This window comes from Polyangium jinanense, assembly GCF_028435365.1.
The window spans coordinates 71,396-90,240 of record NZ_JAGTJJ010000022.1 but is presented as its reverse complement, the minus strand read 5'-3'; the positions used below and the strand labels follow the sequence as shown (position 1 = coordinate 90,240).

The window sequence follows — 18,845 nt, the reverse complement described above, 5'->3', positions numbered from 1 at the left end:
GATCGTTCCATGGCAGATCGCGATCGTCGGGACGAACCATCCGCGGGCAAACCTCCGGCCGCGTTGCCCACGCTCTACGCATCGCCCCTCGGCGACGCCCGTGATCGTGCCGCCGTCCCGCGCGAGCTTCCTCGTGGCCGCGCGGCCAAGCGAGCCGAAAAGACCTCCGACGTCACCCGCTTCCGCGGCGTCCTCACGGCCACGGTCGTCGCCGCCGCCGCCGCGGGCCTCTCTGCCTTCCTCGTTCCGCCCGCCGGCGGCCACGCCTCGCCCGGCCCCCTCTCGCGCCCACACGCGCGCGCCGCGAGCGTCACCTGCGCGAGCTGCCACGGCACCGCCGGGGCCGAAAAACGCCCCGACGAAGCCTGCGCCTCGTGCCACGGCCCGCACGCGCCACGCCGCCGCCCGCACGAGCGCCTCTTCAAATCCGGCGCCCTCCGCTGCTCGACCTGCCATCCCATCCATCAAGCTGATCAGGGCGTCGCCTTCGTCCCCGGCGAGCCGCCGATCCGCTTCGCCCCCGGCGTCGAGCGCGCCCTCGACGACGCGCCGCCCGCGCACCTCGAAGCCACGGTCCCCATCGTCACGGCTGCGAGCTGCAAGGGATGCCACGACCCGCGCTCGCCGCGGGATCCCATCTCGCGCTGTTTCGCCCCTGGCACCGAAAAACTCGGCCCCGACAAACCGTCCCTCTGCTTCGACGAGCATCAAACGGCCTTGCCTCCGGACAGGCCCGAACGTCCCAGCGCCCAGCCCCGCGCCCGCGTCTGCGCCGCGCAGCACGGCGACGATCGTCCCGTCGCCTGGGATGCCGCGCGCGACGTCGCCCTCGCCGTCCCCAAGCTCGATCGCCCGGCGACGAGCGCGCTCACGTGGCTCTGGCTCGGCACGGGCACGCTCGCGTTCGCGCTCACGCTCGGCCTCGTCCGCGGCACGGGCGCCCTCCGCGCGCGCCGCCGCAAGGTTCAGGACAAACCCCAGACGACCGAGGCGCTGCTCAAGCCTCAAACGCGCGTGCGCCTCCCGCAGATCGACACCCAGACCTGCCTCGGCTGCTACGCCTGCGTCGACGCTTGCCCCTACGACGTGCTCGAAGTCCAGAAGTACGTCGCGGTCGTCGTGCGCCCCGAGGCTTGCTGCGGCCTCACGCTCTGCGAGCAACGTTGCCCGAACGGCTCGCTACGCATCACGGACGGCGACACCATCGGCGACAGGCCACGCATTGACGACGCCCTCCAGAGCCAGGACACCCCGGGCCTCTTCCTCGCCGGCGACGTCACAGGCCTGCCGCTCATCAAAAACGCGATCCTCCAGGGCGCGCACGCCGTCGAGAAGATCGCCGCGAGCCTCGAAGCGGAAGGGCCATTTGCAGGCTCGGGCGAGCGTCCGAAGGACCTCGTCATCGTGGGCGCGGGCCCCGCGGGCATCAGCGCGGCGCTCCGCGCGAAGGAGCTCGGCCTCTCGTTCGAGGTCATCGAGCAAGGCTCGGTCGCCCAGAGCATCCGCAGCTTTCCCCGCGGCAAGCTCGTCTTCGATCAGCCCCTCGACCTGCCCCTCACGGGCAAGCTCTGGCTGAAAGAATCCACGAAAGAAGAGCTCCTCTCGCACTGGATGCGCATCATCCGCAAGGAAGAGCTCCCCGTCCGGCAAGACACGCGCATGACGGCCGTCTCCCGCGAGGCCGACGGCAAGCTCTTCCGCGTCACGACCGAGCCCCGCGAAGGTGGTCCGCCGCGGGATGTCCTCGCCCGCCGCGTGCTGCTCGCGATCGGCCAGCGCGGAACGCCTCGCCGTCTCCCCATCGAGCTCTCGCCCGACGTCGAGGCCCGCGTGCATTACCACCTGGCCGACGCCCGGAGCTTTGAGGGCAAACGAGTCATCGTGGTCGGGCTCGGCGACGTCGCCATGGAGATCGCCGTCGCCCTCGCCCGGCAGCCCGGCACCACGGTCACCGTCGTCCACCGCGGCGCGACCTTCACGCGCGGCAAGTCGCGCAACATCGACGAGGTCAAGCGCATGCACGCCGCCGGCCGCCTGAGCCTGCGCTTCGAGACCGAAATCCGAGCCCTCGACCCGGACGTCGCGACCGTCCGCGCCCGCGGCCGAGACGAGCGCGTCGCTTACGACGCCGTCTTCGTCCTCATCGGATCCATCCCTCCCTGGGACACCTTGAAGGCCTGCGGGGTCCGCGTGGCCGCAGAAGCGCACATGGGACCAGATCGTTCCCCCTCGATCTTCGTCCAAGGACCCACCGGCGCACCGTAAGCTCGTGCTCGCGAGCACCGTTGTTGCAGGCGCCGATGCTCGATACCCGGAGAGAGCCATGAAATCGTCTCGCGTCGCCGTCCTCGCCTTCGCAGGCATGCTGCTCACGAGCCTTTCCGTCTACTCGTTCACCCCTCCCGGCGGCCTGCCGTCCTCGCCCGAGCCCACCATCGGCGCCGAGGCGATCGAAGAAGATTCCACGACCGAAAAGACGACCGACGCGACGAACCAAATCGAGCTCGCCCACTTCACCGCGGGCTCGACCGTGATGATCGACGGGCGCATGGGTCACCCGAAGGTCCTCAAGAACCCCCGCGGCGAGACGTTCCTCATGCTCGAAGCCCGCGCGAACGGAGGCGATCGCGCCCAAACCGCGCCCCAGGTGAACCTCTCCATCGTCATCGACCGCTCCGGCTCGATGAAGGGCACCCGCCTCCGGAACGCGATCAACGCGGCGATCGGCGCCGTCGAGCGCCTCCACGACGGCGACATGGTCTCGGTCGTCACATTCGACACGCGCACCCAGGTCGTCGTCCCCGCCGTTGTCATCGGTCCCTCGACCCGCAGCTCGGTCGTCTCTTCGATCTCCGGTATCACGCTCGGCGGCGACACCTGCATCTCCTGCGGCATCGAGACCGGCATGGCCGAGATGGGCCGCTCCAGCGACGGCCGCATCAGCCGCATGATCGTCCTCAGCGACGGCGACGCGAACCACGGCCTGAAGGACGTCCCCGGCTTCCGCAGCCTCGCGCAGCGCGCCCGCGACCGCGCCATCGGGATTTCCACGGTGGGCGTCGACGTCGATTACAACGAAAAAATCCTTTCCGCGATCGCCGTCGAATCGAACGGCCGTCATTACTTCGTGGAGAACGACGCCGCACTCGCCCGCGTCTTCGAGGGCGAGGCCGAGGCCCTCACGCAGGCCGTCGCGAGCGGCGCCGAGGTCGACATCGATCTCGCCCCCGGCGTGGAGCTCGATCGCGTCTTCGATCGCTCCTTCCGCCGCAGCGGCAATCGCATCACCGTCCCGCTCGGCACATTCAGCGGCGGCGACGTGAAGACCGTGCTCGTGAAGCTGCGTGTGCCCGCAGGGTCGAATGGCGAGCTGCCCGTCGCGACCGTCGACATGCGTTACAAGGATCTCGTCAAGAGCGAGGACGGCCGCTGCAGCGGCAAACTCGGCGTCGAGGTCGTCGACGCAAACGCGAGTGATCTCGACGCGGTCGTCGCCGGCCGCGTGAACCGCAGTGAGACCGCCTCCGTACTCGAAGAGGCAAACCGCCTGTTCGAGCAAGGCAAGGTCGCCGAGGCCCGCCGCCGCATCGAGAGCCGCGAGCAAGCCCTGCGCGACTCGGCCGCGAAAGCGAAGACCGCCGCCCCCGCAGCCCGCGCCGCCGACGTCGCCCAGGACTTCGATCGGCAGCTCGCCGTCGTGCAGCAAGCACAATCCGGCTTCGCCGAAGCCCCCGTCGCCGCCGCGGCCCCGGAGCCCGCCGCCGGCCCATTCGCCACGCCTCCGCCCGCGGCAGCGCCGATCGCTCCCACGGAGTCGCGCCAGGGCCGCAAGGCCGTCCGCTCGAACCAGGAAGCGGCGACGAACATGGGCTTCTGACGAACGTCAGCGTAGCGCCGGGGTTTCCACCCCGGACCCCGACCAGGGGTTGTCCACCCCTGGACCCGGACCAGCGCAAGCGCTGGACCCGGGGTCGATGAACTGCGCATCGCGCAGTTCATCGAACAGGCCGAGGCAAGACCGGCAACGACGTTGTCCGTCAAAACCCCAGCGTTGACGTGTCTACCTGAGCCGGGCAGCGCTGCTGTCTCAGCTGGCAACGCCGCTCGTGGTCTTGCCCCGGGCCCGTCGGAGAAACTGCGCATCGCGCAGTTTCTCCGCCTTCGGTCCAGGCCGTGCCTGGTCCGGGGTGCAGGGGGCGGACAGCCCCCTGCTGGGGTGCGGGGCAACGCCCCGCGCGTCCCTCTCAGCCGTCCGCGCCTGTCTCCGCCCTCGTCGCTGCCAGCTCGAACTCGTTCGTTTCGCCTGGCTGCCGCGACGAGGGCTTGAGCCTCCCTGCCAGCTCCTCCAGGTCTGCCAGCGCGAACGTTGACGACAGGACTGCTGCCCCGCGGCTGAACGCGCGATCGTTCGCCTCCATTGCTACCCGCTTCTGCCGAAGCGTCGCCTCGGCCTCGCGCGCCTCGCGTGCCACTGCTGCGAGCGCCTTCTCCAGCGGTGGAAGCTCGAGCTCGAGCTCCTCGGCGAAGGCCTCCCGATCGAGCGACAGCCCCCGCCGCCGTGGCGCTGGCAGCCGCACCGACTCGTCGCGCAGGGCGTCGAGCACTGAGCGCCCGATCGTCGCGAGCACCGAGGGATCCGTTGGCACCGCCTCGAGCAGGTGCAGCCGCGGCAAACCTGCCATCCCGCACGTCGTCTCTACCGCTGCGCGCAGATCGACCAGGATCCGCCGCACCTTCTCCACTGCCTCGTCCCGCGCCTTGCGCGGCGCTGCGTCGTCTGCGAGCTCCCGCTCGTGGGCTGCGTCGGCGCGCACGAGTGCCTCGTTTTCCGTCGCGATCAGGCGCCCCACGAGGCGCAGGAGCAGCGACACGTCCGGCATCTCCTCGTCGGGCCGGAGGTGCGGCGAGAGCAGCTCGGCGATGCGCGTCGCGACCTCGTTGGCGTGCGTGTGAGCTGCCGCGGTCACGGCGCGCGCGGACTTCTGCCGATCGGTGACGGCCTTGGATGCCATGCGGGGAAAGGACCTCCTCGACTGCTGCATCATCGCCCTCGGAGCCGCTCCGTGGCAACGTTCGGCTTGACGCCCTTCGGCGTTTGATGCTTTGCACCGTGGCTGTCGTGCCTACGAGAGCTCCGTCTTCCCCCGGGCGTCGCCGCCGCCGCGCGTCGCCCCAAGCGCCTTCCGAGGCCGGCGCGCGGAGCTCGTCGTCCGCGCCGTCGCCTTCGCCGCGGAAAGTCCGCCCGCGCCTCTCGCGGCGTGCCCGCTCGGCCCTCTTCGCGCTTGCGGGCGCGGTGGGCGCGGTCGGCCTCTCGGTGCTCGCCCTCGTCCTCGGTTACGGCCACCTTCACGCGCCCGATGCGGGCACCATGGTCGAGATCGACTGGCCGGCTGGGCTCGACAGCGACCAGGCCGCGGCGCTGCTCGCCCGGCATGGCCTCGTCCGCAGCGAGGGCGCGATGGCCATGTTTCTGCGCACGACGGGCGGCACGAGCGCGTTCGTCTCCGGCCCGCACCTCCTCCCGCAGGGCCTCGATCCCTGGGATCTCCGCCACCTCCTCGAACGTTCGCCCAAGCGCCCCACCACGCGCGTCACCATCCCCGAGGGGTTTCACCGGTTCGACATCGCGACGCGCCTCGAAAAACTCCGCGTCGCTGGCAAGAACGCCTTCCTCCGCGCGAGCGCCGATCCGCTCTTGCTCGACGAGCTCGGCATCGAGCGCAAGGGCGCGCTCGGGATCGAGAGCGCCGAGGGATACCTCTTTCCGGCGACGTACGATTTCCCGCTCGACACCGATCCCAGAGAGATCGTCCGCCGTCTCGTCACGGAGGCCGATCGCCGCTGGGCTGCGCTCGCCACCCAGCATGCCGCGGGCTTCGCGTCGCTCCGCAATACGCTCGGGTATGGCCGCCGCGAGGTCTTGACCCTTGCCTCGATCGTCGAGAAAGAGGCGGCCCAGCCGGATGAGCGCCCGCTCATCGCGAGCGTTTTTCTGAACCGGCTGCTCGATCCCACGTTCAAGCCGAAGCGCCTGCAATCGGATCCTACCGCGGCTTACGCTTGTTTTTCCGAGCCCGACGTCGTCCCGGCCTGCGCCGGCTTCACGGGCAAGATCACCCCGGCCATCAACCGGGATTCGAAGAATCGATACAGCACGTATGTGAACGACGGATTGCCGCCCGGTCCCATCGCGAACCCCGGCGCTCCGTCCATCGAGGCCGTGCTCGCGCCTGCGGCGACGAAATACCTCTATTTCGTGGCCAAAGGCGGCGGCCGGCACACCTTCAGCGAGGCGCTCGACCAGCACAACGAGGCCGTCCGCAAGCTGCGCGCGACCACGACGAGCGCCGAGAGACCCGAATGAACCCCCCCGATCGAAAGCGCCAAACGTTCGTCTCGAAAAACATTCTGCGGCTCGCCTGCCTCGTGGCCGCGCCGATCCTCGTGGCCTGCTCGGGCGCCACCGCTCCCGATGGCTCCGCGCCCGCGCCGACGACCACGGCCGCCGCGCCCGCGTCCGCCGTCGCGCCTGCGCCCGCGTCCGCTGCCGCGCCCGCGTCCGCGTCCGCCGCCGTGCCCGAGCCTGCTGCCTCGGCTGCCCCTTCGGCGTCCGCCTCCGCGGCGGCCCCGGAAGCGCCGCCGGCCGAGGCTGCGCCGCTCCCGGCCGTCAAGGTCAAGAACATCGGAATGCACATCGGCGGCGGACCGAACGACGACGCCACGAAGGCTCCTTTCAACCGCTCGGTCGAGCCCCATTTCGACGAACTCCGCCGCTGCTTCGCCAAGGTCGACGATCTCAAGAAGGGCGGCGATTTCGGCGTCGACCTCCTCGTCGATGGCAAGGGCGGCAAGGCCCAGGTCTCCCACCCCCGCACCGCGCTCAAGGGCGAAGGGTTCGTGCCTTGTGTCGTCGGCGTTTTCGAAGCCATTGAATTTCTGCGGCCGAAGGGCGGCAAAAAGACGATGGTCAGTTATTCGATCCGTTTCACGCCCTGAGCTTGTCTCGCCTCGCCTGCGCGCCATACTCCTCCGGCTTCGAGCCACCCTTCTTCTGCGAGGTCATCGACATGCGCTTCCTTCCTCGTTTGGCGGTTCTCCGTTCGGCCCTCCTGTTCTCGGGCCTCGTCTCTCTGGCCGCTCTTGGCCCGATCGGCTGCGCGGCGAGCAACGAGACACCCGGCGTGGGCGGCGGCGGCGAAGGAGGCGACGGCGCCCAGGGAGGGTCGGGCGGCTCGGGCGGCACGGGCGGGACGATGGTCGGCCCCGGCGGGACGGGCGGCACGGGCGGCACGGGCGGGATGATGACCGGCTCCGGTGGGGCTGGCGGGTCGGCGGGCAGCGGCGGCGGCGGCGGCGCTGGCGGTAGCGGGGGAATGGGCGGCGGGCAGAATGGCACGGCGACGAAGGTCGTCAGCGTGTACGGCAGCGGCAGCGCCGTCATCGCGAATGAGACGGACCTCGCATCGGGCGCGCCGAAGTCGACGCCCTGGCAGGTGCAGAGCACGGACGCGATCGGCCTCGCCTCCGACGGCGCGGGCACCGGCATCTGCGTGCTCCGATCGAGCGCGGCGGGCGAGTTGCGGGTCGCGTTTTATTCGGCCGGGGCGTGGACGCCCGGGTTCAACGAAGCCCCGCCGGCGCTGGAGGCGGGCCTCGCGAGCCAGGGCGGGCCGCAGGTCGCGGCGGCCGGCGGCATCGGGCACCTCGTCTATCGGGGCACGGACGGATTTTATTATTATGGCCGCCTCCAGAACAAGCTCTGGGTGAGCAAGAAGGAGGCGATCACCGCGAATGGACAACCATCGTCGGGCCCGAATCCGCCGGCCGTGGCGGCGATCGGCAATGCGCCCGTGATCGCGTTCGTCGGCGCGGATGGGACGTTTTACGATCAATCGCGGGCTGGCGGCGCCTGGTCGGCCCCGACGCCGCATCCGATCGGCGGCAAGGCCGCGACCGCGACGCCCGGCATCGTCGCGCTCGACTCCGGCCCGGAGCTCGTCGCGGTCTTCGCGAACGAGGCGGGCAGCCTGCACTGGCTCTCCCGCAAGGGGATCGTCTGGACAAACCCCCAGCCCATCGAGGGCGCCTCTTCGCTGGATCAACCGAGCCTCGCGCCGCTGCCCGGCGGCGGCGCGTTGCTCGCGTATCGCGGCACGGATCAGCGCCTCTACACGGCGCGGCTTTCGACCGGCGACGCGCCGACCTGGTCCGTCCCGGTGCAGGGCGCGGGCGGGGGGAATCCGATCCTCGTCGTGCCGCCGGCCATTACGCGCGGCGGCAAGGGGGCCGAGGTCGAAATGATTTACGCCGACAACCTGAACAGCGTGTATTCGACGCGCCTCGTCGGCGGCGCGTGGCTCCCCCGCGCATTCGCGGGCAGCGCCTCGGGCCGGATCGCGATCGCCACCCTGCCTTGACCCGGCCGTGCTAGCGTGCGGCCCTCATGACCCACGCGCAAGACGACCTCACGCTGGCCCGCACCGGCGGCGTCCTTGTCCTCCGCGACAACACCTGGAGCGATTGCGCCATCGACGGCATGCGCGGCGATTTCCGCCGCCTCACGTCTCCGGGCACCCGCGGCTTCTGCAACGTGAGTTCCGGCCGCCATCACGTCGTCACGAACCACGAGGACGAGCCCATCGTCCTCGATCTCGTCCTCTACCCCGGCGAGACCCTCGTCCGGCGGCTCGACGTCGACGAGCGCGAGTTCGTGCTCGATGATCCGGAGACCGAAAAGAAATACCTCGCGCTCGCGGCGGGCGGCAGCCGCGGGGCCATGGCGAGCGCGCTCGTCGATTACGAGAAGGCGATCATCGCCGCGCGGGGCCGCGCGCCCGAGCTCTTGCCCGACGAGATCGCGAGGCGCGTCGGCGCCGTCTTCGTCACGGCTGCGGAGCAGGCGGCGCTCGGCGTCGATCAGGGCGTGCTCATGGAGCAGACCTACAAGGCCGGCCTCGAGCTCATCGGCCACGTCATGCTCTTCTCGCACATTCAGAAGTTCGTCGGCCTCTTCTCCATGTCGGCCTCGAAGCACGCGATGGAGGGCCATTACGAGCTCGCGGCGCGGATCACGCTTCTCGGCCTCTCCATTCTCCCGGGTGAGCCCTGGCTCCTCGACCTGCTCGCGAACTTGTATTCGGACGGAGGCGCGCCGGTCTCGGCGCTTCCGTTCAGCGAGGAGGCGCTCCGGCGCGCGCACGTGCTCCCTGAGAAGCTCGCCCAGCAGATCCGGGCGACCTACGCGGAGATCTCGGTCGCGGCCCAGGGAAGTTGACGGGCGAGCTTGACAGGATGACGCCCTCTCCGTAGATTACGAGATACCGGTCAGGAAGAAGGAACCGCCGTTCCACCGACCGACGAGTCACGGCGGGCCGCCCTCGGGCGACGACGAACAACCCCAGCGCTGGACATGGATCACATTGCGGAGCGACGGCTCCACGAATGTCGATTTCCGTCCGGTATAGGGGGTCCGCGTGAAACGAACGGAAATCGATGCCCTGGTGCGCGCGCACCGGGGGCGGGCTCGTCCCGTGGCTTTTTTGCATGTCCTCCGCCAGGCCAGGCTCGACGAGGACGATCAATCCTTTTTGCGCGAGCACGTCGCCGAGCTCGGCGTCCCTGATTTGCTCGCCTGGCGCGCGCGCTGCGAGCCGGGCTTCACCGGTACGGTTTTGCGCGCGCTCGCCCGGATCGCGCTCGAAGATCCGTCGCAATTCGAACACGAGGTCCTCGACGCGCCGCGATTCTCGCTCCACGACGACGAGTGGATCGAGCTCGCCGACCTCACGCGCGGCAAGGTCCCGCCGCGTATCTTCGAGCGAATCACCGCCCGCCGCGTCCGCGCCGAGGTCCCCCAAGAAAAGGAGAGCGCGGCGCTCCCGACGGACGATTTCGACCTGGCCGGCTTCCTCGAATCGAGCCTCGCCGAAATCGCGCCGGCAGGAGCCGGCCTCGCGACGCCGATCGACGCCTCGCTCGCGCCGGAGGCCATCGTCGAGCGTGCGCGGAATGCGTGGAGCCCGGAGGAGCGCGTCATGCTGCTCGAATGGGCTGCCGCGCACGGCGTGCCACGAAAACCCCTCGTGGAGATCGCCGTCGCCGCGATCCGCGCGGGCGAGATGGATCCACGACTCCGCGCCTTCGTCGCCTCGCAGGTCGGGACACGCGCCGCCTGGGACGCGCATGGGCTCGACGTCGTGCTCGCGTTCCTCGACCGGAGCGCATATTCCTCCCTCTCGGAACTTTGCGCCCTCGTATGGAGCGCGGCCCGCGGCGCGCCCGCGGTGCGCGGCGTTCCCGGTCGCGACGAGCCGCAAGGATTGCTCTCCGCGATGAGCGCGGCCTTCGCCGCGGCGCTCGTCCACGTGGCCCGCGAATCCCTGGTCGCGTCTTTGCCTGCGCGCGCGATGGCCGCTCTCTCGGCGCTCGCTTGCCTCGCCCCGCCGCCGCGCCTCTCGCGCACCATCTTCGACCTCCTCCGCGCGCCCGGCGTCGCGGGCGAGGTCCTCGCGCTCGTCGAGCTCAACGTGCGGCTCGTCAAGCATTCGAGCGCCCGGGATGCCTCGTTCGAGAGCATCGTGGCCGCCATTCATTGTCTCGCCGACGCGGGGCCCGAGGCGTGAGGAGGGGGCGACATGGCATTCGTCAACGTCCCCTCGCGGGAGATCTTTCTCAAGATCGTGTACTACGGCGCGGGTTTGTGCGGAAAAACCGCGAACGTCGAGCACGTCCACGCGCGCGCCCCCGAGGCGTCGCGGGGCAATCTCGTTTCGCTGAAGACCGAGAGCGAACGGACGCTCTTCTTCGATTTCATGCCCCTCGAGGTCGGCCAGATCCGCGGGTATCGCGTCCGGCTACACCTCTACACGGTACCCGGGCAGGTGTTTTACAAGGCGAGCCGCAAGCTCATCCTGAAGGGCGTCGACGGTGTCGTCTTCGTCGTCGATTCGCAGACCGCGCGGCTCGAAGCGAACGTCGAGGCCCTGGAGGATCTCGGGGACAACCTCGCGGAGCTCGGCGCCGCGCGGGGGGAGATCCCGTGCGTCGTGCAATACAACAAGCGTGATCTGCCCGAGATCGAGCCCATCCCGCGCCTGCGGGAACTGCTCAATCCGATGGGAGCGCCCGAAGTCGAGAGCGCGGCGAAGAGCGGCGTGGGCGTGATGGAGACGCTGCAGGCGGTGTCGCGCAGCGTGCTTCAGCGGATGGGCGGCCGGAAGGTCGCCTGATCAGGCGGCGGGTCGCTCGGCCCGCGTGAGCGCCGTCCGGATCGCCCAGATGGCGAGCACCGCATTCACCAGGAAAAACCCGAGGAAGAGCCACCGGCCCGAAACCTGGGCGGCCCGCGCGTGCTCCGGATACAGCGCTGCGAAATCAACGGCCGTGATGCGCAGGACCTCGCGCACGACCGTCGTCCCGAGGATCACGAAAAACAGCCCCGCCGACGCGATCCCCAGCCATTTTCCTCGGTTTTCCTGGGCCCGATACAGCCCGATGAACCCCGCGCCCTCCACGACGACCCCGACGGCCGCCGCGACGAACCACGGCAAGGCCATCGGCCCGACCGCATGCGCCCTCGCCGCGGGCCCCACGAGCATTGCGTATCCCGCGGCGCACGCCCCCGCGACGACGAGCCCGCCGAGGCCGAGACGCGAAAGGCGCTGGAATGTCGCCGTCTCCACGGGCGATCCGGCGCGATCGCGTCGATGAAGCTGCCAGCCGAGCAAAACCGCGAGCGTCGGCAACGCGCCGAGCGTCCAGAGCAGCATGCGCGGCAGGATCTCGCGATTCTCGTAGATCATCGACTTCGACGCGTACATCGGCGCCCACGCCCCCTCGCTCCGCGCGAGCAGGTAATTTTCGGTCCACGAGAGCGCGGTGAACAGAAAACACGCGAGCGCCCCCGTCGTCACGAGCAGCTTGAGCCGCGGCCGTGCCTTCACGAACGCCGTCTTCTGCGCGTAGAGCAGGTAAAACCCGACGATGAGCGCCGGCAGGATGAGCATCCAGCGGTGGAAGAGCAGCAGGTTCGCCGTGTAAAACGCTTTCTTGTAGAGGATCTGGATGAAGAGGAGCGGCGCGACCCCGGCCGTGATCGCGGCCGAGAGCGCGAACGGCAGCCAGTCGCGGAGCAGGTCCGCGAGCACGTCGCTCGTCCCTGCTTTGCCGCGAATCTGCCGGAACAAAAGGACGCCCGTCCCCGCGAGCACGTAGTTCATGAACACCACGTGCGCGACGAGCGTGAGCACGTACGTCGCGAGGTAAAACGCGGTCGGCCCGGGGAAACCGAAGGGGAAGGGGGCGTCCATGATTACCTCTTTTTCTCCGACGCGGCCGCGTATCCCGGCGCCGTGCCGGCCTCGTCGAGCCAGCGCTTGATCTGCGCGAGCGTGGCCGGATCGCGGGTGACCTCGAAGTCCTTGGGCCTCGAAGCGGCCTCCCACTCGATGAACCGCACGAGCGCTTCGAGCTCCTCGGGCGTGCCGGCGAACGGCGGCATGAAGGGCTTCGTGTGCTGGAGTTTCGCCACGTTGAGCCGCGTCTGCTCCTCCGTCCACGTGCCCGCGAGGTGCACGAGCCCGTTCACGCCGCCCACCGTGTGGCAGACGCTGCACTGGAAACGATAGACCTTCGCCCCGAGGAGCACCTGATCATTCGGGTAATCGGCCGCGTCCCGCAGCGGGTAGGGATCGTGCGTGACCGAGCCTTGTTCGCGCAGCGTCAGGATCTCGGCGGGCGTCATGGCGTTCGAATAAAGCGTCTCGCGCACGGTGAAGGGCTTGCGCGCGCCCTCGCGGACGAACTCGCCGCCCGCGGTCGCCACGAATCCGAGCACGATGAGCAAGGACGCCGTCGCGCTGTTGATGTAAAGGCGGCGGAGGAGCAGGCCGAAGAGCGCGTAGAGGCCGACGAGCAGCGAGGCGCCCGCGCCCAGGCCGAAAAACATGCTCATCGCGGGGCTTCCGCCGAGCACCCAGCTCCGGCTGTCCTTCGGCATCGCGAAGAGGTACCAGGCGCCGAGCAGCGGCATGAGCGCCATCGGCGCGAGCAGGTGCGCCGCCCGGTGCAAAAGCTCCTTCTGCTCGTCTCGTTCGAATGGCGAGACGCTGATGACGAGCGCCGCGACGAGCGCGGCGATGGCCATGGCCGCGAACGTGCGGAAGAAGAGCGACGGCCAGAACGTGGGGTTGAAGAAGCCGGCCCAGAGATTGCCGCTCTCGAGCCAGGCGCCCGGCGTGAGCTGCCACGAGAGAATGCCGTTGATCCAGAACAGGCTGAACCAGGCCGCCGTCGTGTAGAGCCCGAGCAAGAAGAGGCGCGAGCGCCCGTCGAGGCGATCGCCATACCGGTAGAAGCAATACCCGGCGATGACCTCGAGCGAAAAGAACGTCCACTCCGTGGCCCATACCCAGTGGAACGTGTCCACCATGAGCCCGATCGTGCGGGGGCTCGTCTGGATCGAGGTGAACCACATGCCGACGCCGGTCAAGGCGCCGACGACGAAGCTCACGAGCACGAGGACCTTGAAGTAGCCGCTCGTGAACCGCCGGGCAGACGGCAGTTTGCCCTTGCCGGACAGCCACTCGAAATACGTCATCAGCACGCCGCCGCCGATCGCGAACTGCGCGAGGAAGACGTGGAAGATGCCGAGTCCCCCGATGACCAGGCCCTTCATGAGAGGGCCGAAATCGTTCGTGGGATAGTAGGGGACGCCGAGGGGTGAGGTATCCACGGTGACGAGAAAGATGTAAGGGGTGCCCTGCGCCCTTTTCAACGGCAAAGTTGCCGCAGTCGAGCGCAAAGGCCGCGGCAGGTTGCCGCGGGGCGCGGCGCGCGCGTCCTCGTTCGTCCGAGCATCTCCGTTCGTCCCGAGACCTGCTATCGTGCGCGCCCGTGCCCGTCCGGTGGTTCGTCCTGGTCGTCGTCCTGGCGGCGCTCGCAAGCTGCAAGGCAAGCTCGAACGACGAAGTAAAACCCGCGCCGCCTAGCCCGAGCGCATCCGCCGTGCTTTCGGCCGCGCCGGTGCCCGAGGGCGGGGCCCTTGCGGCGAGCGAGAAGCGAGACGACGCGGGCGAGGCGCCGGATGCGTCAGACGCGGGCGTCGTCGACGATCGACCGCTCCACCACACGACCCAGGAAGAACTGCTCGCGTTGATCTCGATCGCGCCGGGGAAGAAATGGCGCAAGCGTGATCCGGGCGAGTTCTTGCGGCGATATGTGGGCCCCGATGGACCCGGACAAACGAACCAGGGCAACCCCGCGCTCGCGCGGCACGTGATATCGCGGGCGCAATGCCTCGAAGGGCTACGCGGGATCACGCTGCAGACGGAGGCGCAACGCGAGGCGTGCGGCGGGCACGAGAACATGGTGCCGGTGTACGAGGGCGGCGATCCCGAGAAGGCAAAGGTCTGCGTCGACGTCTTCGAGTATCCGAACCGCCCCTGCGAGCTGCCCATGGTGTGGGTGCCGCCGGCCCACGCCGCGGCGCTCTGCGAGCTGCAAGGAAAGCGCCTCTGCACGCAGGACGAGTGGGTCCTCGGCTGCCGCGGCGATCCCGGGGGAGGGGAGCCGAGCACCTACGCGTACGGGAGCGAGCTCGATCTCGACATTTGCAACACCAACAAACCCGCGGCGAAGTGGTCGGATAAACCTTGCGATCCACGGACGATCGACACGACCTGGGCCACGTGCGCGACGAACACCGAGCCGTCGGGCTCGTACCCGCGGTGCCGCTCGCGGTTCGGCGTCTTCGATCAGCACGGCAACGTGGCCGAGGCGATGACGCGCTTCGATCCCGAGGAGAACAAGGTGGTCTCGCAGCTCAAGGGCAGCGCGTTTTTCTACGTCGACGTGGCGCGCAGGCTCGACGAGCCGCCACGACGCGAGGTGTACTCGGACCACTGCGCGCACGATCCCCGCTGGCACGTGCAGCCGATCCGGAAGGCGTTCCACGTGAACTACCACCTCGGCTTTCGTTGCTGCTACGCGCGCGGCGGGCGTTCACCGGGGCGATAGCCGCTCGACGCGGGCGCGCGCCACACGTTCGAGCGTGGTGATCCGGCGGAAGGCCGCATTGCGGGTGATCCCGAACCGCAGCGCGAGCTCATCGAGCGTGGCGTCCTCCAGAAAAGAAGCGACGAACAGCGCGTGATCCTCGTCCGTCATGGGACCGAGGGCCGCGCGGACGAGGCGCGCGGCGTGCGCTCGTTCGTCCGCGTAGGATCCGGGCGCAGCGGCGAGCGCGAGCCCGCGGTGCCCGAGCTGCTCGTACCGATGGCGGCTCAGGCGGAGGAAGTTCTGGCCTAGCTGCCAGGTGATGCTGTCGAGCCAGGCGCGCATCCGCCCCTCGGGGGCGTTCTCCACCTCGTGCCAGCGCTCGAGGGCGACGACGAAGGCATGCTGGACGAGATCTTTCGCGTCCTCGCGTGAGATGCCCATGCGGCGAAGGCGCCGGCGAAGAGAGGCGGCGGTGTACGCGTAGAGCCAAGCTTGCTCCGGCGCGAACGGGTTGCGGGGAGGAAGAGGGGCCACATACCGAAATGTCTCGGCGGAGCGGCTACCGAAGAAAATGTGAGGTTTCGACAGGGACCGCAGGGGCCATCGTGGACCGCTCAGCTCGCTCCTTCGAGCTCCAGGAAAAGCACGTGCCCTGCGCGGTCTCCCGCCACGATCGAACGCCCCCCCGGCCCCGCGATCAGGGCCTCCACCGGATCACGCACCACGAGCCGCGCGACGGGCATTCCTCCCGCGAGATCCCAGACGCGGATCGTCCGGTCCTCCGAGGCGCTCACGAGGTGTCGAGAATCCCCGAGCCACGCGAGGGCACCCACGGATGCCATGTGCCCGGCGAGGACGCGGACCACGCGCCCCGCGCCGAGATCCCAGACCCGGATCGTGTGATCCTCCGACGCGCTCACCAAAAACCCGCCGTCGGGCGAGAACGCAACCGCCCGCACCGCCGCCTCGTGCCCGACGAGCTCCCCGACCTGCGCCCCGGAGCTCACGTCCCAGAGCGCGACCTGCCCCTCGGCGCTCCCCGCCGCGAGCCGATTCCCCACGCGCGCGGCGCAGAGCGGATCCCCGCTGGTCGTCGTGTAGGTCCGCACCCGCTGCCCCTCCGTGAGGTCCCACGCGCCGAGCGGCCCCTCCTGGCTCTTCGTGATCACCATCGTGGCCCGGTCGTTCACGAGCAGCGGCGCGCAGAGCGGGACGCCCGAGCGCCCGAGGGACATCGTGCCCGGCCCACGCCCCGGCAGATACGAGATCACCCACGTGAGCTGCCCCGTCGCGACGTCCCACACGCGGAGCGAGCCGTCGACCGACGCCGAGAGCACGCGCTGCCCGTCCGGGGTGACCGCCACGCCGTGCACCCACAACACGTGCCCTTGGAGCACGCCCTGCAGCTCGCCGCGCCGCGCGTCCCAGATGCGCAGCGTGTCGTCGAACGAGGCCGACACCACGAACGACCCGTCCGGCGTCGCCGCGAGCGCGCTCACCCGCTCGCGATGCCCCTCCGAGACCCCGGGCGCCACGTGCGAGCCGAGATCCCACACGCGGACCGTGCGATCTTCCCCGCCGCTGACCACGGTCCGCCCATTCTGCGAGAGCGCCACCGCTTGCACGCCTTGCGCGTGGCCGTGCAAGACCCCGAGCGGGATCCGCGCGTCGAGATCCCACACGCGAACCGTGCGATCCCACGATCCTGAGGCCAGAAAGCGCCCGTCCGGGGTCATGCCGACGCTCGTCACGCCGTCGGTGTGCCCGGGCAGAAGCTCGGGCGGGCTGCCATCGAGCGGCGCCCAGCAAAGCACGGCGTCCTCGTGCGAGGCCGCCACGAGGACGCGGCCCGCCGCCTTCATCGACACGGCCGCGCGTGGCGAAGCCGGCTCGTCGAGCGCCTTCCCGAGGCGCCCCGTCTCGACCTCCCAGAGCCCCAGCGTCGCGTCGTCGCCCGCCGACAGGCAGAACCGACCATCCGCCGTCACCGCCACGCCCTGCACGCCGCCCGTGTGCCCGTGAAGCGTCCGGACGAGCTCGCCGGTCGCGAGGCTCCACACGCGCGCTGTCCCATCCTCGGACGCCGACACGACCGTGCCCGCGCCCTCCGCGAGGGCCACCGCGTGCACGGTGCCCGTATGCCCGCGAAGCTGCCGCGTCACCCGCGCCGTCCCGAGGTCCCACACGAAAAGCGAGCCATCCGCCGCCCCCGAGACGGCCGTCCGCCCGTCCGTCGAGACGGCGAGCCCGCGGACGGGCGAGACGTGCCCGGTCAGCACGAAGAGCGCCTGTCCGGCGTCGAGATCCCACACGCGCACCGTCCGATCGTCGGACGCCGAGAGCGCGAGGCGCCCGTCCCGTGTGACCACGACCGCGTTCACCTTCGCCGCATGCCCTTCGAGCACCCGCGCCGAGGCCTCGCCGCGGCGGCTCGTCCTCGCCCGTACCCGGATCCACGGCGAACGCCGCGCCGTCAGGGCTCCCTCGAGCGCCGTGGCGAGCTTCGTCGCTTCGAGCTCCTCGGCCCGCGCCCGGAGCTGCTGCAGGAAAAACGCTGGCTCGCGCGCCGCGTCCCAGCCGAGCAGCGCGTTCGCCTCGAGGTCGAGCGCCCCGCGCATCGACGCGACCCCTCGGACCCCCGCCGCCCACGCCGAAGACGCCCGCACGTCCGCGAGCACGGCCGCGATACCCCGCTCGGCAATCTCGCTCTCGATGTTGCCGACGTCGCCGAGCGCCCGTCCCAGAGACGACGCCGCCGCCGTGCGAAGTTCGTCCCGAAAAACCGGATCGAGCACGCCCTCCACGAACGCCCGCACGTCGGGCCAGAGCCGCGCTCCCCCGGCCTCGTCGACGTCGACGAGGTTCGTCGCCGCGAGCGCCCGGACCGCCGCAAGGGCCGGCTCTCCCGGCTTTCGCCCCGCGAGCCAGGCGAGCCGCGCCGCTGGCACGAGCTCCTGTCCGCCGCACATCGAGAGCAGCGCGACGAGCTCTCGCGCCTCACCCTCGGGCACGTCGTCCCAGCCGAGCTGCATAACGACCGCGCGCGCCTTTGCGACGTCCGCGCCCGCGAGCCGCTCCGCGAGATCCGCGGCCGAACGCCCGGGCTTTCGTGCGAGCCAGCCCGCCGCGATCGACACCACGAGCGGATCGAGCGCGAGCGCCCGACAAATCCTTCGCGCCTGCTCCACCTCCGCCGCGTCGGGCTTTTCCAGTCCCGAAAGCAGGAGCTCGACCCTCGATTCCTCCGCGAGCGGGCCGAGCTCGAACGTGGGGAGCAGGAGGTTGCCCGGCGGCGCGCGCATCGTGAACAGGAGCCTGCACGCGAGTTCTGCCGGGACGAACCCGAGCACGCGCGCCGAGAGCGCGGCGGGGTCCGGCACGCCATCGATCACGAGCAGCGCGTCCGGCCGCCGGTGCAAAGCCTTGGCGAACGCCTGAACGAGCTGCCTCCGCCGATCGGAAAGAGGACCCTCCACGCGCAGTCCGATCGCCCGAGCGAGCGCCGCGAATCCCTCGTCGCAGCCCGAAGGCGCGTCGACCCAATACACGCCGCCCGGATACGCGTGTCGGTATTGATTCGCATAAGCGAGCGCGAGCGCCGTCTTTCCCGCGCCCGAGCGCCCGCAGATACCAATCGCGCGCTCCTCCCCGCGCAGCACCGCGTGCAAGAGCTCGAGCTCGCGTGAGCGCCCGACGAACGCGGGAGCCAGAGGCCGGCGGACGAGGAATGGCACGGGCGTGAACGAGCGAATGGCCATGTTTTTCGACGCGGACATAGGAATTCGTCCGCCGCGCAGTCATCATGCCCTGGTCCCGCGCCTCCGTCGAGCGTCGCGGTGCAGAATCGT

Annotated in this window: 14 protein-coding genes; 9 read left to right on the top strand and 5 right to left on the bottom strand. The window is 70.0% G+C overall.

Features of this window, described 5'->3' with window-relative positions; translation table 11 throughout:
- The first annotated feature begins 9 nt into the window (after nt 1-9).
- The gene (locus KEG57_RS29440; protein ID WP_272459061.1) at nt 10-2,265 is read left to right on the top strand and encodes an NAD(P)-binding domain-containing protein; all 2,256 of its coding nucleotides are present in this window, start codon (nt 10-12) and stop codon (nt 2,263-2,265) included.
- Nucleotides 2,266-2,323: 58 nt separating this feature from the next.
- Nucleotides 2,324-3,877 (top strand): vWA domain-containing protein, encoded by a 1,554-nt coding sequence (locus tag KEG57_RS29435; protein WP_272459060.1) that lies wholly within the window; start codon nt 2,324-2,326, stop codon nt 3,875-3,877.
- Nucleotides 3,878-4,244: 367 nt separating this feature from the next.
- Here KEG57_RS29435 and KEG57_RS29430 read toward each other — a convergent pair whose 3' ends face one another.
- Entirely contained in the window at nt 4,245-5,012 is a 768-nt protein-coding gene (locus KEG57_RS29430) for a hypothetical protein (protein ID WP_272422845.1), read from the bottom strand.
- A 107-nt stretch (nt 5,013-5,119) separates the two neighbouring features.
- Here KEG57_RS29430 and mltG point away from each other — a divergent pair, with 107 nt between their 5' ends.
- The 6 genes from mltG (at nt 5,120) to KEG57_RS29400 (ending at nt 11,228) form a co-directional block, all read left to right on the top strand.
- The gene (gene mltG / locus KEG57_RS29425) at nt 5,120-6,364 is read left to right on the top strand and encodes an endolytic transglycosylase MltG (RefSeq protein ID WP_272422846.1); all 1,245 of its coding nucleotides are present in this window, start codon (nt 5,120-5,122) and stop codon (nt 6,362-6,364) included.
- Complete coding sequence (locus KEG57_RS29420; RefSeq protein ID WP_272422847.1) at nt 6,361-6,996, top strand: hypothetical protein; 636 nt, start codon at nt 6,361-6,363, stop codon at nt 6,994-6,996. The genes mltG and KEG57_RS29420 overlap by 4 nt, the downstream gene beginning before the upstream one ends.
- A gap of 71 nt (nt 6,997-7,067) precedes the next feature.
- Entirely contained in the window at nt 7,068-8,417 is a 1,350-nt protein-coding gene (locus KEG57_RS29415) for a hypothetical protein (protein WP_272422848.1), read from the top strand.
- 26 nt (nt 8,418-8,443) lie between these two features.
- Nucleotides 8,444-9,274: a hypothetical protein gene (locus tag KEG57_RS29410; RefSeq protein WP_272422849.1), complete on the top strand. Its 831-nt coding sequence runs from the start codon at nt 8,444-8,446 to the stop codon at nt 9,272-9,274.
- A gap of 199 nt (nt 9,275-9,473) precedes the next feature.
- The gene (locus KEG57_RS29405) at nt 9,474-10,622 is read left to right on the top strand and encodes a hypothetical protein (RefSeq protein ID WP_272422850.1); all 1,149 of its coding nucleotides are present in this window, start codon (nt 9,474-9,476) and stop codon (nt 10,620-10,622) included.
- Between the two features lie 12 nt (nt 10,623-10,634).
- Nucleotides 10,635-11,228 (top strand): GTP-binding protein, encoded by a 594-nt coding sequence (locus tag KEG57_RS29400; RefSeq protein ID WP_272422851.1) that lies wholly within the window; start codon nt 10,635-10,637, stop codon nt 11,226-11,228.
- Here KEG57_RS29400 and KEG57_RS29395 read toward each other — a convergent pair whose 3' ends face one another.
- A complete protein-coding gene (locus KEG57_RS29395) occupies nt 11,229-12,308 on the bottom strand; it encodes a hypothetical protein (RefSeq protein ID WP_272422852.1) in 1,080 nt (359 codons plus the stop codon).
- A 2-nt stretch (nt 12,309-12,310) separates the two neighbouring features.
- On the bottom strand, nt 12,311-13,732 hold the full coding sequence (locus KEG57_RS29390; RefSeq protein ID WP_272422853.1) for a c-type cytochrome: 1,422 nt from the start codon (nt 13,730-13,732) through the stop codon (nt 12,311-12,313).
- A gap of 161 nt (nt 13,733-13,893) precedes the next feature.
- Here KEG57_RS29390 and KEG57_RS55755 point away from each other — a divergent pair, with 161 nt between their 5' ends.
- A complete protein-coding gene (locus KEG57_RS55755; protein ID WP_272422854.1) occupies nt 13,894-15,015 on the top strand; it encodes an SUMF1/EgtB/PvdO family nonheme iron enzyme in 1,122 nt (373 codons plus the stop codon).
- Here the strand turns inward: KEG57_RS55755 and KEG57_RS29380 are convergent.
- On the bottom strand, nt 15,001-15,531 hold the full coding sequence (locus tag KEG57_RS29380; RefSeq protein WP_272422855.1) for an RNA polymerase sigma factor: 531 nt from the start codon (nt 15,529-15,531) through the stop codon (nt 15,001-15,003). The two genes, KEG57_RS55755 and KEG57_RS29380, sit on opposite strands and share 15 nt — an antisense overlap.
- An 80-nt stretch (nt 15,532-15,611) precedes the next feature.
- A complete protein-coding gene (locus KEG57_RS29375; protein ID WP_272422856.1) occupies nt 15,612-18,773 on the bottom strand; it encodes an AAA family ATPase in 3,162 nt (1,053 codons plus the stop codon).
- Nucleotides 18,774-18,845: the final 72 nt, after the last annotated feature.

What these genes read in the sequence shown, in the direction of transcription:
- KEG57_RS29400 (WP_272422851.1), top strand. Translation starts at nt 10,635, where the DNA reads ATGGCATTCGTCAACGTCCCCTCGCGGGAGATCTTTCTCAAGATCGTG.
- KEG57_RS29440 (WP_272459061.1), top strand. Translation starts at nt 10, where the DNA reads ATGGCAGATCGCGATCGTCGGGACGAACCATCCGCGGGCAAACCTCCG.
- KEG57_RS29430 (WP_272422845.1), bottom strand. Translation starts at nt 5,012, where the DNA reads ATGGCATCCAAGGCCGTCACCGATCGGCAGAAGTCCGCGCGCGCCGTG.
- KEG57_RS29375 (WP_272422856.1), bottom strand. Translation starts at nt 18,773, where the DNA reads ATGTCCGCGTCGAAAAACATGGCCATTCGCTCGTTCACGCCCGTGCCA.
- KEG57_RS29410 (WP_272422849.1), top strand. Translation starts at nt 8,444, where the DNA reads ATGACCCACGCGCAAGACGACCTCACGCTGGCCCGCACCGGCGGCGTC.
- KEG57_RS29420 (WP_272422847.1), top strand. Translation starts at nt 6,361, where the DNA reads ATGAACCCCCCCGATCGAAAGCGCCAAACGTTCGTCTCGAAAAACATT.
- KEG57_RS29435 (WP_272459060.1), top strand. Translation starts at nt 2,324, where the DNA reads ATGAAATCGTCTCGCGTCGCCGTCCTCGCCTTCGCAGGCATGCTGCTC.
- KEG57_RS29415 (WP_272422848.1), top strand. Translation starts at nt 7,068, where the DNA reads ATGCGCTTCCTTCCTCGTTTGGCGGTTCTCCGTTCGGCCCTCCTGTTC.
- KEG57_RS29395 (WP_272422852.1), bottom strand. Translation starts at nt 12,308, where the DNA reads ATGGACGCCCCCTTCCCCTTCGGTTTCCCCGGGCCGACCGCGTTTTAC.